Origin of the sequence: Leptospira haakeii (genome assembly GCF_002812045.1) — a bacterium.
Classification (GTDB): Bacteria; Spirochaetota; Leptospiria; order Leptospirales; family Leptospiraceae; genus Leptospira_B; species Leptospira_B haakeii.
In genome coordinates, this window is sequence record NZ_NPEG01000002.1 from 345,097 (window position 1) to 358,355 (window position 13,259).

At 40.6% G+C, this 13,259-nt stretch carries 15 protein-coding genes; 8 read left to right on the forward strand and 7 right to left on the reverse strand.

Translation table 11 applies throughout. The features are described 5' to 3' along the window. Positions 1–2: 2 nt before the first annotated feature. On the reverse strand, positions 3–1,565 hold the full coding sequence (locus CH377_RS07110; RefSeq protein ID WP_100723100.1) for a tetratricopeptide repeat protein: 1,563 nt from the start codon (positions 1,563–1,565) through the stop codon (positions 3–5). A gap of 310 nt (positions 1,566–1,875) precedes the next feature. Here CH377_RS07110 and CH377_RS19855 point away from each other — a divergent pair, with 310 nt between their 5' ends. The 5 genes from CH377_RS19855 to CH377_RS07135 are packed head-to-tail and all read left to right on the forward strand — an operon-like array spanning position 1,876 to position 5,035. Continuing rightward, complete coding sequence (locus CH377_RS19855; RefSeq protein WP_243402009.1) at positions 1,876–2,160, forward strand: hypothetical protein; 285 nt, start codon at positions 1,876–1,878, stop codon at positions 2,158–2,160. Further along, on the forward strand, positions 2,157–2,822 hold the full coding sequence (locus CH377_RS07120; RefSeq protein WP_100723101.1) for an ABC transporter ATP-binding protein: 666 nt from the start codon (positions 2,157–2,159) through the stop codon (positions 2,820–2,822). The genes CH377_RS19855 and CH377_RS07120 overlap by 4 nt, the downstream gene beginning before the upstream one ends. Further along, a complete protein-coding gene (locus CH377_RS07125; protein WP_100723102.1) occupies positions 2,819–3,724 on the forward strand; it encodes an ROK family protein in 906 nt (301 codons plus the stop codon). The genes CH377_RS07120 and CH377_RS07125 overlap by 4 nt, the downstream gene beginning before the upstream one ends. Beyond that, positions 3,721–4,068: a histidine triad nucleotide-binding protein gene (locus tag CH377_RS07130; protein ID WP_100723103.1), complete on the forward strand. Its 348-nt coding sequence runs from the start codon at positions 3,721–3,723 to the stop codon at positions 4,066–4,068. The genes CH377_RS07125 and CH377_RS07130 overlap by 4 nt, the downstream gene beginning before the upstream one ends. Positions 4,069–4,087: 19 nt before the next feature. Beyond that, complete coding sequence (locus CH377_RS07135; RefSeq protein ID WP_100723107.1) at positions 4,088–5,035, forward strand: lysylphosphatidylglycerol synthase transmembrane domain-containing protein; 948 nt, start codon at positions 4,088–4,090, stop codon at positions 5,033–5,035. Between the two features lie 6 nt (positions 5,036–5,041). Here CH377_RS07135 and CH377_RS07140 read toward each other — a convergent pair whose 3' ends face one another. Beyond that, entirely contained in the window at positions 5,042–5,560 is a 519-nt protein-coding gene (locus CH377_RS07140; RefSeq protein ID WP_100723108.1) for an OsmC family protein, read from the reverse strand. Between the two features lie 75 nt (positions 5,561–5,635). Then, positions 5,636–6,064 (reverse strand): LA_2478/LA_2722/LA_4182 family protein, encoded by a 429-nt coding sequence (locus CH377_RS07145; protein WP_100723109.1) that lies wholly within the window; start codon positions 6,062–6,064, stop codon positions 5,636–5,638. 178 nt (positions 6,065–6,242) lie between these two features. Between CH377_RS07145 and CH377_RS07150 the strand changes: the two genes are divergently transcribed. Next, complete coding sequence (locus tag CH377_RS07150; RefSeq protein ID WP_100723110.1) at positions 6,243–7,529, forward strand: beta-ketoacyl-[acyl-carrier-protein] synthase family protein; 1,287 nt, start codon at positions 6,243–6,245, stop codon at positions 7,527–7,529. A gap of 7 nt (positions 7,530–7,536) precedes the next feature. Further along, positions 7,537–8,076, forward strand: coding sequence for a SiaB family protein kinase (locus CH377_RS07155; RefSeq protein WP_100723111.1), 540 nt, complete (start codon positions 7,537–7,539; stop codon positions 8,074–8,076). 39 nt (positions 8,077–8,115) lie between these two features. Here the strand turns inward: CH377_RS07155 and CH377_RS07160 are convergent, their stop codons facing one another. The 4 genes from CH377_RS07160 to CH377_RS07175 all read right to left on the reverse strand — a co-directional run bounded on the left by CH377_RS07160 (position 8,116) and on the right by CH377_RS07175 (position 11,050). Next, the gene (locus tag CH377_RS07160; RefSeq protein WP_100723112.1) at positions 8,116–8,880 is read right to left on the reverse strand and encodes a PP2C family protein-serine/threonine phosphatase; all 765 of its coding nucleotides are present in this window, start codon (positions 8,878–8,880) and stop codon (positions 8,116–8,118) included. Positions 8,881–8,976: 96 nt separating this feature from the next. Continuing rightward, entirely contained in the window at positions 8,977–9,738 is a 762-nt protein-coding gene (locus tag CH377_RS07165; protein ID WP_100723113.1) for an SDR family NAD(P)-dependent oxidoreductase, read from the reverse strand. Then, the gene (locus tag CH377_RS07170) at positions 9,735–10,613 is read right to left on the reverse strand and encodes a four helix bundle protein (protein ID WP_100723122.1); all 879 of its coding nucleotides are present in this window, start codon (positions 10,611–10,613) and stop codon (positions 9,735–9,737) included. Before CH377_RS07170 ends, CH377_RS07165 begins: the two co-directional genes overlap by 4 nt. Next, positions 10,610–11,050, reverse strand: coding sequence for an acyl-CoA thioesterase (locus CH377_RS07175; protein WP_100723123.1), 441 nt, complete (start codon positions 11,048–11,050; stop codon positions 10,610–10,612). The genes CH377_RS07170 and CH377_RS07175 overlap by 4 nt, the downstream gene beginning before the upstream one ends. Positions 11,051–11,381: 331 nt before the next feature. Between CH377_RS07175 and CH377_RS07180 the strand changes: the two genes are divergently transcribed. Beyond that, complete coding sequence (locus CH377_RS07180) at positions 11,382–13,193, forward strand: CoA-transferase (RefSeq protein WP_100723124.1); 1,812 nt, start codon at positions 11,382–11,384, stop codon at positions 13,191–13,193. Positions 13,194–13,259 lie beyond the last annotated feature (66 nt).

Consider the following 13,259-nt stretch of genomic DNA (forward strand, 5'->3'; position numbering starts at 1 on the left):
CGTTAGCCCTGGGATTTCAGCGCCTTTTTTAATAGTTCTTCTAAATCTCTTCCATATAGTACGGAGAGTCTGGACGGATTATCCGCCAAAAATCTGCGGGCTCCTTCTGTAAATTCCGCATCGCCTATAATAAACGCCTTGTCCAATGCCATATCTTTTACTTGGCCCAAGGTATCTCTTAAGAATATATCCGAAATTTTAGCGTCCTTCCATTTTCTGAATTTGAAAAGAGCACGAGTTTCTTTGTCGGTTTTGTTCAGACCTTGGAAATTGACTCCGTCCCCTTCTTTGTTGGGAATCTCCCTACTAACCGTATAATTCAGGGCCAGAACTACTTTCACGCATAAGTTTTTGAAATCCACACCCTTTAAGGATCTATAATGATCCATGGCGCTGATACCAATTTTATTCACATCGATTACGATCTTATTGCCTTCTTCATCTATAATCCCTTTGATGTGAAAGGATTTAGAAGATTTTAAACCGGAGATCTCATAATAACGTTCTACTGGAAATAGTTCTGCGAATAATTTTCCAAGTTCCTGTTCCGGGACAAATCCACTTTTGGAAACTTTTCCAAGTTCTAATCTTTTGGTTTCTACTTGGTATTTATAATTTGCAAGTTCAATGATCCGATCATCATCCACTCTTTCGGATTCTGCTTCGATCAGATATTCGCTGGCGTCTTCCAACCTTCCCATATTAACAGCGATCAAGGAGAAATGGAAATCGGAGTCGATCATCTCTTGCTTCCATCCATTATTCCTTGCGATTTCCATACATAGTCTTGCGTGTTTTAAAGCTTCATTCCAATTTCCCTTCATGATGAATTCCAACATGATAAATTGAAATAATGTGTAACGAACATACTCGTCTGTAACAACATCTACCACAGAGTTTGCTACGCGGATTGCCTCGTCATGTTCTCCGGCTCTTGACAAAGAGACTGCATATAAAAATCCACTTACCGAAGAAGTAGGATCTTCTTCGAATGCTTTTTGGAAATAAGTCCTGGGATCTCCTTTTCTTAGGATACCAGCGACCACACCTTTTCCTATGAGTAATGCAGGCATTTTGATCTTCTCATCGGGGATCCTGGAGAGGAATTTATCTGCGATCCCGAATTCTTTCTGACCGATCGCCATAAAACCGATACGGATACATGCCTCTAGATTATCAGGGTCTACGGAGAGAGTATCCGAATAATGAAATACAGCTTCTTCATATAGATCTTGTTGGTAATAAATATCAGCGAGACGATTGGATACCACTATTTCCGAAATTTCCTTATCGAAGCTACCGATCTTTTTGATCTTATCTAAATGTTTTGCTTCGTTATTATAATCACCTTCCATGGCATAAATTTTCGCCATGATAAAGTGAGCCCGAGTGTTAGATGGATTTGAATCTAGAATATCTCTGATCAAAATCCTAGAGTCGACGTAATTTCCCATAGCCGCCAAAGCAAGAGCCTTCTCAAACGAATCCTTTTTGGATTGAATGAGAAAGGAACCTGCTGCGACGATCAGGATGATTCCAGCTGCTACGAGAATTACAAAGATCATTTTTCGGAATTTCTGCTATTAACTAAATAAATGTTGGATAAAATCAAACGTTTTCAATATCCTGCTCCCGATGGGAAGAATCACTTACCTGAGGTTTGCATTTTCCCTTTTTCTCCGGGACTGGATCACCAGTGTATTGCACGTCGTATTCTCGACGTTTTTCGCCTACGGATTTTTATTCGGATTTTTCTCCCTTCGTACGGAAAAAAGACCCACGGACATTTCTAGTATCGATCTATTCCTGAATTCTCCGTACTTGCTTTTATCTCTTTGTGGCCTTGCTTTAATTTTTATGAGCATAGTCCGGATAATGACTCGTTCCGGGGATAACGGAATTATGATGGCTGTAGGAGGGAATAGGCAGGGGGTCGTGCTCCTACAAACCGTCGAACTTTGGATCATTCACGGGATCGGGTTCTTATTTTCTTTAATTTTAAGCGTTTTTATCCCTATCGGAAAGTCGGAATTGGTCTCTCCAATGGACTACCTCGTGAGTTTGGTCTCTGAGGCCATTTTGATCGGTGGAGTCAGTGCTCTTATAGCTTATTTATACACCTTGGTTGATCCTTATAGATCGATCAGGAGGGGAAAATGATCCTTAGGATTAATAATCTCTCCAGGCATTACGGTTCCACCAAGGCAGTAAACGGGATCTCATTCGATATCAACCAATCCGACTATGTCGCGATTGTAGGACCTTCCGGTTCCGGAAAAACTACACTCCTTTCCATGATTACCGGTATGTTATCCAGTAGCGCGGGAGAGATTTACTTCGATACTTTAAAACTTTCCTCCATGACCAAAGGGGAACTCGCTCGATTTAGAGCGAAAAATATAGGACTGATCTTCCAATTTTCGGAACTTGTTTCTCACCTAACTGTAGAAGAGAATATTCTTCTTCCTGCTTTATTAGTTGGAAAATTCGAAGAGCAGGAATACAGAGAAAAATGTGAATATTTAATCTCTAGTCTGAATCTTCATACAATTCGAAATCAACTCCCAAGTAGTCTTTCCGGTGGACAGATACAGATGACTGCAATCGCAAGAGCACTCATCAACGAACCAGAGATGCTTCTCGCAGACGAACCTTCCGGTGACTTGGATCCGGAAAACAGTGAATTAGTACGTAAACTTCTCTCCGATTTTAATTCCAGGGGACTCACGATCCTACTCGTGACCCATGATATGAATCTTGCATTCGATGCTAAGACGATCTACGAAATGAGAGAAGGAAGTTTTACTAGAGTCGTTAAATGAGTTCTATTATAGGCGTGGATATCGGCGCCCAAAGTATTAAAGCCTGCCTTACCAATTCTTCTGGCCAAATGATCTCTCAATCAGATCGAAAGACCGGGCCGGAAATGGATTCAAAACTTTTTTTATCTTCTCTTGAAGAACAGATCTCTGAACTCGTTTCAGATTGTAAAGATCAGGTAAAAGGTATCGGACTTGGAAGCCCGGGACCAATAGATAAAGAAAATGGAATATTAATCTCTTCTGCAAATCTTCCTTTATTAAAGAATGTTCCTTTAGTTGATTTTTTAAAGAAGAAGTTTGGTGTTCCAGTATATTACGATAACGACGCAAACTGCGCCGCGCTCGGAGAGTATTGGTTCGGAGAAGGTAAAACTTCTTCCAATCTAATCGTTCTTACATTGGGAACGGGTTTAGGCGGAGGATGGGTTTTTCAAGGTAAACTATTCGACGGGTATCTTGGAAATTCTATGGAAGTTGGACATACCACTATTCATCCAGGCGGAGCGCTTTGTGGCTGCGGACAAAGAGGATGTACAGAAGCTTATTTCAGCGCGAGCGGATTCTCTTCGAGGTTTTTAGAAAAGACAGGCTCCAAACTTTCTGATATAGAGACCCTATTCGATCTTGCTTCTAAACATCATAAAGAAGCAAACGAGATTCTGGAAGAAGGAATCGAAAGTTTAGCGCAACTCATTCGTAATCTAATCCATTTACTCAATCCTGAACATATCGTATTATCCGGAGGGATTGCTAAGTCCTATTCATTCTTCGGAAAACGGCTTGAAAACAGGGTGAGAGAAATCATATTTCCCATATTCAAAGAATACGTAAAGATCCTTCCAGGAAAATCAGTCACTGGGGCCCTGGGAGCAGCAAGTTTATGTTTGGATAATAAAATATGATAGATTCCTGTATATTTTGTAAACTTATCAATAAGGAGATCCCGGCTAAGATCATTTTCGAGGACGAGAATCTATTAGCTTTTCATGATATTTCTCCCCAAGCACCAACTCATTTTCTGGTCATTCCCAAAAAACATATCGTAGACATTGACAAAACCAACGCTGAGGATAAAGCTCTTCTTGGAGAAATTTTATATAGAGCCACTGAAATTGCCAGATCCCTCGGGCTCAACAAAGACGGTTTCCGCATCGTAAATAATATGGGTGAATTGGGCGGCCAAACAGTATTCCATCTTCATTTCCATGTACTTGGCGGAAGACAAATGAAATGGCCTCCGGGTTGATCTATAACGAGGATCTATTTTGAAAAAATTATTACTCGGGTTCGGGATCAGTGTTTTATCTTTAGGTTTCCTGTTTTGGAACCTGGATCTTTCCGGTTTTACTTCTATTTTAGAAAGATGGAAACCTATTTTCTTAGTTCCATTCTTCGTAGCCATTCTTTGGGGATTACTTTTATTCTCTTGGAGATGGTATTTACTACTCGGTAAAAAAGTTCCGTTTAGAACCGCACTTCTTTCCGCTTATATAGGAGTAGGAGCCAATCAATTCCTACCTGCAAGGGGTGGAGACATTTTCCGACTCTATCTCTGCAAAAAGGGAGAGAATATAGGTTATGGAAGTTTGGTCAGTGGGATTTTCTTAGAAAAGGTTTTAGACTTCTCTTTTATATTCTGCGCCGGCTTAGGTGCACTTTTTATTTTAGGAGTCAACGGATCCGAAACCAAGATACTATTTCCATTACTTGGGATCTTAGCGATCTTCTCCGTACTCGTAATTGTTCGATTATTTCATAAACAACTGATCTCCTTAGGAGAATTCCTATTTTCTAAAATCAGGAAGAAGGAATTCTTTTCCGAAAAACTGGCGCCTCAAGTCTCAGAATTGGGAAGTTTTTTAACTTTTCGTAATGTTTCCAGTTATGGGATTTTGACTGCTTGCACCTGGCTTTTAGGATATGCGATCCATTATACTCTTCTACAATATTTAGTAGGGATCCATTTAAGTCCTTTAGAAACTATATTTATCATGTTCTGCGGAGCTGTAGGGGTAATGGTACCTTCTGCTCCATCAGGAGCAGGAGTATATCATGCTTCCATTACATCAGGTTTCGTATTATTAGGAAGAGAAAGTTCGGAAGGTTTGGTATATGCAACCACCGTTCACCTTGGACAGATGGTTGCACTCGGGATCTTAACAGCTATACTTTATGTGTACTGGTCTTTTACCGAAAAAGAAAAAGTGAAATAACGATTCTCAAACAAAAGCCGAACTATTTGCGATCTTTGTATCGATCTTTGTCCCGGAAACAATCGTCTGGTATACCACACAATATCTTTCTGTAAGTTTTAGCAAGGTTTGGATCTTCTCTTGATCTGCGTCCGAATTCAAATCGAAAAACAATCTGATATCTTTGAATCCTACCGGAATCTCTTTAGAAACTCCTAAAGTTCCTCTAAAATCCAAATCCCCTTCCGCTCTTACAAAACCTTCTTTGATGTTTATTCCGATGGAAGTAGCAACTGCACCTAACGTTACTCCTGCGCATGCAACCAATGCTTCTAAAAGTAGATCTCCAGAACACGCTAACATTCCGTTTCCACCAGTTGCAGGGTGAAGTCCAGCGTCTGCGAGTGCTCTGCCAGTTTCTAGTTTACAAGAGATACCCTCGCCTAATTTCCCTTTTGCTTTTAATGTATAAACCGCGGAGTCTGGAGCTTCGCGATATTTGTCTTTTAAAGGAGTTTGGATTTTTTTTAATTCTTCGGAATTCATGTATCTGACCTATATCCGGATTTTTGATCCTGATATAGGTCTAACAACCAGGCTTCTGATAAAAACCGGAAATTTTTAAGGAGATTCAGGTTTTGAAATCTTTTCCAGATTTTCGCAACCAGGCACTCCCAGTCTTGGGCCTCTTTGTCCTTTAAAAGGTTCGCAAGTAGTAGTTTCCAATCCGACTATACAAGCTTCGAAAGAAGCGACAGTCTCTTCGGTTAACTCTCTCTTTTGGGACTTTCTTTGTTCTCTTGCTTTATCAAAATTTTCCTTAAAGTAGGAAACACATCCTTCTTCCGACTGCATAAAAACAGGAAGAGTAGCTCTGTATTGGGGCGGTATCTTTGCTATATCGTCCTTACTACATTCAATCATTTTGGAACAAAGCGCTTTCTGGAACCGAGGAGCCAAAGCCAAAATTTTGTCCTCAGGGGATTTCGAACAGGAAACCATAAGGGCAATTCCGGAAAGGAGTAGTATTAAAACTCTAATATGTATCATTGGATACCTCAAAATAAATTTCCAACAAATTAGAAGACCAACTTCTTTCGGAAATCCTTTTTCCGTCTATTTCGGGTTTTGTGAGATTTTTCTCCCTTTTTTGCGTCTTATATGTTTCGGAATGATTTTTTTATTTCCAAAACTAATCCACATAGGTAATTTCTAAACCCGCTATTCTATGGATAAATCTAAAAATGGAAAAAACTCCCGTGTAGTCATCACCGGCATTGGAGTCATTCTTCCTAACACTTTTTCAGTACAAGACTTTTGGACAAATCTTTCAGAGGGAAGATCCCAACTGGACTTTATCACTCGTTTCCCTACAGAAAACTTTCCGATCAAGGTCGCAGGAGAGATGAACACTTTCGATTGGAAGAAACATCTACCTGATCTGAGTGATAAATATTCTAAAAATTATAATACAGAAACCCTAGCGTTAATGTCCGCTATGGAAGAGGCAAATAAGGATGCAGGTATCACAAAAGGGGATTTACATCCTAGCAGAGTAGGTTTTATAGATTCATCGTCCAGAGCTTCTATGGCTTGGTGGGATTTTGCTTGGAGAAAATATTTAGAAGAAAAGGATCATAACGTGTTCGATCGTTATTCCGTTCTAACTTCTATGGCTTCTAACCCCACAAACCTGACTGCAATTAACGCGAATATCCAAGGTTTTGTAACTACAGTATCCGCTGCTTGTGTAGGCGGGCATCATGCAATCAGTTTATGTTACCAGGCCATCCGTAAAGGTAGAGCGGAAGTAATGTATGCGGGTGGTCACGAATTTCCTCTTCTACAACCTTTGATGATGATGTATTCCGATCCGATGAGCCGGGTAATGTCCCTCGAAAAAGATAATCCTAAGAAAGGAATCCGTCCTTATGATAAGAACAGAGACGGGTTTTTATTGGGAGAAGGTGCAGTCGTTCTTGTAATGGAAAGATTAGACAGAGCATTACAAAGAGGCGCTAAGATCTATTCGGAAGTTTTAGGAACTTATAGTTATAATGAAGCGGACCATGCGATGAGAATGGACTTAACCGGCAAAAAAGCAACCACGGGTTTAAGACATTTGATGAAGATCAGTGGACTCCGTTTGGGAGATATTGATTATTTCTGCGGACATGGAACTGCTACACATAATAATGATTTAGCCGAGAGCCGTGCGATCGGTCATTTGTATGAGGGTCGTCCTAAATTCCATTGGGCACCCGTTGGATCTATCAAACCTATATTCGGGCATACGTTCGGAGCGGCAGGAATTATCAATGTGGCTGCGACTTCTCTTATGTTGAAAAACCAAACTCTATGTCCTACAATCAATTTAGAGGATCCGGATCCTGAATGTGATCATGACCATGTCGCAGAAGGAGCCAGAAAGGCGAAAATCAGATATGCAATTTCCATGGCGTTTGCGATCGGAAGCCAATCTTCATTCGTAAGTTTGGCAGCTCCGGAGTTTTGAGGGGTATATGCAATTATCAAAACAATATAATGTTCTTAAAAGGACCGGAGTGGCTCTTCTTTATAAGGGCCCTTTTTCAGAGACTACCATCTCTTCTCTAAATGATCTTCTAAAAGAAAAGTTAGAAGGAGAAAAGAAGAAGAACAGGATTCTCACAGTGTTCGTGGAAATGGCTCAGAACGTTGCTCACTATTCGATCGAAAGGGACGAAAAGAGCGGAATTGGTATTTTAGTTTTAAGAAGAAAGGCCCATAACTGGGAATTAAACTGCGGAAACGCGATCACTCCAGAGCAAGCTACATTCTTAAAAAATAAAATAGAAGAAGTTAAAAAACTTTCCCATGAAGAACTCAAACAAAGATACAATGAACAAATCCGTTCTGACAGGCCCGAAAAAAGTAAGGGTGCAGGTTTAGGATTTTTTGAAATCGCAAGAAAATCGGATATGCCTTTGGTGTATCAATTAGAGGAGGCGGACAACGGGGATCTATTCTTCCGATTGACCGCCCGATTTCTGTTAGAAGGCGCCTACTCTTCCGGCTTATGAGTGCAAAGTAGAAGCGGCAACTCTCCGCGACATTCGTATTTAAATTGAATCTATCTTGATGATCACAATCGTGTGATTGTCTCTAGTCAGCCTAAGATTTGCTTCTTCTGAGAGGATTCTACAAGTTTCCCTTAGATCCTCATGTTCCCTCATGATCTTTTCAATTTGATCAATATTTAGAACTTCAGTAAGACCGTCCGTGCAGATCAGTATAAAATCTCCCGGGGATAATTTTCCGGAATAATCAAATGTATCTACTTCTATACTTTTCGTTCCGCCGCCTATACAACTGGTCAAAAGATTTCGGCCATAACTGGAACCCAACTCTTCTCCAATATTATGATCTACTGTTACTTTACTGAGTCCTTCTTTCGTGAGATGATAAAGTCGACTGTCTCCTACATTGAAGATCCAAGACTTTCTTTTTCCCAAAAGACAACCCACTAGTGTAGTTCCCATTTTAGGTTTTCCTATGGATTCTCCGTAGGCGTTTACTTCATTATTAATTTTGCGGATTAAGTTTTTCCAACCGGATGAAGGTAATTCTTCGATAGGACGGATCGCTTTTTCCATCCAGGCAAGCTTCTCTAACGCGACCCTACTTGCGATTTCTCCCGCTTCATGCCCGCCTAAACCGTCTGCCAAGGCGAATAACCCTGAAAATTCTTCGGTATCTAATTCACGGACCGCTTCTGATTCTCCGTGAGTTTGGCCGCATACCAAACTATCTACGGATAAGAAAGAATCCTCGTTATGAGAGCGAAAGTTTCCTTTGTCCGTGATTGCATAATACCGGAGTTTCATATTTTTTTTGACCGGAAAAACCGCTTACAATTCTCGAAACGGAATTACGCAATTTTGACTCATCCAAACTTTTCTACAAGAAAAAATATTACGTTTTTATTTAGCAGTGTAGCCGCCATCCACAGGAAGCGCCACACCGGTAATAAAAGAAGCTTCTTCGGAACATAACCAAACTGCCGCCTTTGCGACTTCACTCGGCTCAGAAAGTCGATTGACCGGATGTAATCTGGTGATTTTTTTCTCTGCCTCCTTTGGATCAGACGAAGAATGAAACAGTCCTTCTAACATTTCTGTTCGAATAAATCCGGGACACACTGCGTTTACTCTGATCTTTTTTTCTGCATATTCTAATGCTGCGGATTTTGTGAGCCCAACTACTCCATGTTTTGCCGCGGAATAAGGAGCCACTTTCCAATCGGCTCCGACCAATCCTGCAATCGAAGAAACATTTACGATAGAACCTCCTCCTCTTTTTAAAAGAAGTTCTATTTCATGTTTCATACAAAGCCAGGTGCCTTTTAGATCTACTGCGATTACCTTGTCCCAAACTTTTTCAGGATATTGGTGCAGATCAGTTGCAAGTCCTCCGACTGCTGCATTATTCACTGCGAAGTCCAGACCTCCAAATTCCGACTCTGCTTTTTGAAGTAATTCTTTTACTTGAGAATCGTCAGACACATCACATCGAAAGAATTTTACTTTTCCGCCAAGTTTGAAAATTTCCTCTTCAACTTTTTTTCCTTCTTCTTCTCTTCTTCCGCAGAATATTACCTTTGCACCTCTGGAAACAAATTCCAATACGATTGCTTTTCCAATCCCTGCATTCCCGCCTGTAACTAATGCGACCTTATCTTTCATCGGATCTTTCTAGTTTCTCCGGTCCTGACTTTGTTCAGATATTTTTTGAGATGAGAATTGATAGTCTGAAGATCTTCCAACTCTTGAGAAGGATCTACTTTTCCAAGATCAGCTACTAAGATCAAAAGATATCTTAGCTCTTCTAAATGTACTTTTGCCCTTAGTATATTTTTTACTTTTTCCGCACGGATCCTAGTTCCCCAAGCACCGGCGATCCTTACAGGTAATAAGGAAGAAATAGATCTGATATGTTCTAAAAGGCTCGGCTCTACTTTTCCTTTCCAGCTTTCACAAAGCTCGTATAAATGAAGAAGGAACACATGTGATAGATTCCAAACTTCCAATTTACGGAATCCGAATACAAATCCATCGGGACCGACTGCACTCGAGATCTCTTTGCCGATCTCTGGACTTTGCATCTTGATATATTTTCCAGTATCGAATTTATTTTTGAATTCAGAAGGAACCGGAACTACTTTTCTAAGTTTATAATCAAAGAATAAAACCCTGATCTTTACTACTGAGATCTTCTCCGCTCTATTTCTTTTAGAAAGTCTGAAATATAGATCAAAAGACTTCTCCCCGAAATTATCCAAGGAAACATCTATAATCACTTTATCTTTATATAATAATTCTCCCTGGTATAGTATGGAAGCATTTGCAAATATGATGCTATTTCCATGTATATCAGTTACTGAATAACCTAAGTATTGAAAAAATTGAAGGTGAGCCTCCATCACAAGGTCTAACACGCTTGCGAAAGAAACATGTATGTCCAAACTCAGATCTATCTTACGGATCGGTATCTCCGTCGAAAAATAATATTCCGAAGGAAACTCAGCTTCCGTCTGAGAAGATTGGACCTTAGAATTCATACTTCGAATTTCGCCCTAAATGCGGACGGGATCTCCAAGGTTTTTTTAGAAACATAGTCGAAGAATACTAGGGAAATTTTTGCAATTCCCACTTCTTCTTTAGAAACTTTTTGAGAAGCCGAGATATGTAACTCGCAAGACTTCTTCCCTAAATTAAAAACTCCGACGGAAAATTCCAAAACGTCTCCCGCTTTCGCTTCGGACTTATATTCCACATCCATTTTTGGAATGATGATATTTGCTCCCGCAATATTTGCCTTGGACCAGGAGTTAGATTCTAAGAATGCATCGAATACTTCGTTAACGAGTGGAATAAATGTTTCGTATGTTAGGTGAGAAACAAAAAGTCCACCTACTACGGTGGCGCTTCTAGTGTCCGATCTGCGAACAACTAGCTCTGTCTTGAAGTTAAAAGACTCTTTTGGGGCTTCTGACATTTCAGCTTCTCTTTCCCTGTGGGTTCCATCTTAGTATCGGAGCCTGGAAATCCGATCTTAAAGCCCGGATCTCCCGTATCAGATAGAATGGGAGGAAGATGGGAAATTTTTTATACCTAAGTCTGGTAAAAATGAGAGACCTAATCCCTCTTACTTAGTAAACACTCGCATTAAACGATGTTAGTCTTTAAATACAAAATGTCACAGGATTTAAACTCACGATTTGGCAGTATTTTCACCCTGAATTCGTATGAATTCGGCCTTTTTTCCGTCAAAAATTTAACCTTTGGTGAAAACGCCTTTTGTCCGGGCTTTTTTGCAAAATAAACGAATGCCACAAGAATCGAATCATCAAACTACTAAGATTCTTTCTGATCCTGATTCCCTCGTGCGGGAATTCGTGAAACCCGGCATGTACTTACACTTGGCAACTACAATGTCTAGGCCAAATGCACTTATCTATTCTCTCTCTCGAATTTTTGAAGGAACAAATCCTGAGTTTACTATCAGTGTTGCAGGAATTCATTCTAGCGCTCATTGCCTTGCTCTTTCGGGCATCGTAAAAAAGATGATCACCGGTTTTGCCGGAGATAATTATCCTAAGCCAAGTCCTAACAGTTTATACAAGGACTTAATGAGAGGAAAACCTTTCGAGTTGGAACTTTGGTCCCTTCTTACCTTGGTGCAAAGACTGATGGCGGGAGCAATGAAACTTCCCGGCTTCGTTTCGAATTCTTTGGTAGGGTCTGACCTGATTACGGACAAATTAGGAAAGACTGCATTTTTATATCATAAACCTACCGAAGGAAATCCTTATGGAGAAGCGGCAAGCCCTCATCTAGTTTCCGAAAGTAGAGGAACAAAAGAGAAGGACATGGTAGTTCTTCTTCCACTCTGCCCTGATATCACATTGGTTCATGGAGTAGTAGCAGACGAAGACGGGAATATTGTTCTTTCCCAACCTGCTGGAGAAGGAGCCTGGGGTGCGCTTGCAGCTACCAAAGGTGTAATCGCTACCGTGGAGAAGATCGTACCAAGAGGAACAGTTCCTCCGGAACTAGTGCTTATACCAAGTACAAAAGTTTTGGGAATAGCTCCCGCAAGATACGGAGCACATCCTCAATCCTTAAGAGTACAAGGTTTTCCTGAGATCCCTGCATTCGAAGGTGTTGAATCTTATCTGGATGATTACGAATTCCAAATGGAAGCCAATAAAGCGGCAGGCATTCCCGCTAAGGCTGAAAAATGGTATAAAGAAAATGTAATATTATCCGGAGGCCACGAAGATTATCTAGATCTGATCGGAGAAACAAGACTCAGACGATTGAAGATGACTCCTCCGGAACATTCTCTTACTTCTCCTGAAAATCCTAAAACTGTAAATGATTCAGAGCAGATGATCATTCTTGCTGCAAGAGCGATCATTGAGAAGGTTAAAACAAAAGGATATAAAACGATTCTTGCAGGAATTGGAGCCGCGCATATGGCAGCCTGGACAGCGGCCAAACTTCTAGAAAAAGAAGGGATCCATATCAAGATCGTTGCAGAGCTTGGATTTTACGGAATGAAACCTTTCGTGGGTGATGTTTTTCTTTTCAGCCAACTTCACACCCAACATTGCTCTATGTTATCCGATATAGTAAGTATACTTGGAACAGTTGTACCTGATGATTGTTTAGGAGTAATTGGCGCGGCGGAAGTGGACTGGTTCGGAAATATCAACTCGGTATTAGATGGAAAAGGAAACTTCTTAGTAGGATCCGGTGGAGCAAATGATATTGTCTCCACTGCGGACACAATCGTAGTAGCAAAGGCGAACCGCTTTCGATTTGTGAGAAAAGTAAAACATATCACTTCTCCCGGAGATCGAGTAGTAGAGGCAGTATGTCAGTTCGGTAGATTCAAAAGAACTTCTTTCTCGGACCATCCTTTCGAATTGAGTTCCTGGCTTGCACCAGCATCCGACGAGGAGATGGAATCGGAAGAAGCTGTTCTAAGATATACACTTTGGCTTCCTCCTGATGAGGATCTTCCGATCGCCCAAGAACCTGAGATTAATGCAGATGAATTGACTGCTCTGAGGGAATTAGATCCGGAAAGAATTTACACCGAACAATTTATGGTGTATACCCGTTTGCCTTAAGTATGATAAAGATGCAGCAAAAGATTGGAATTATGACTGGAAATTTATTATGGACCAAAGGAGTAT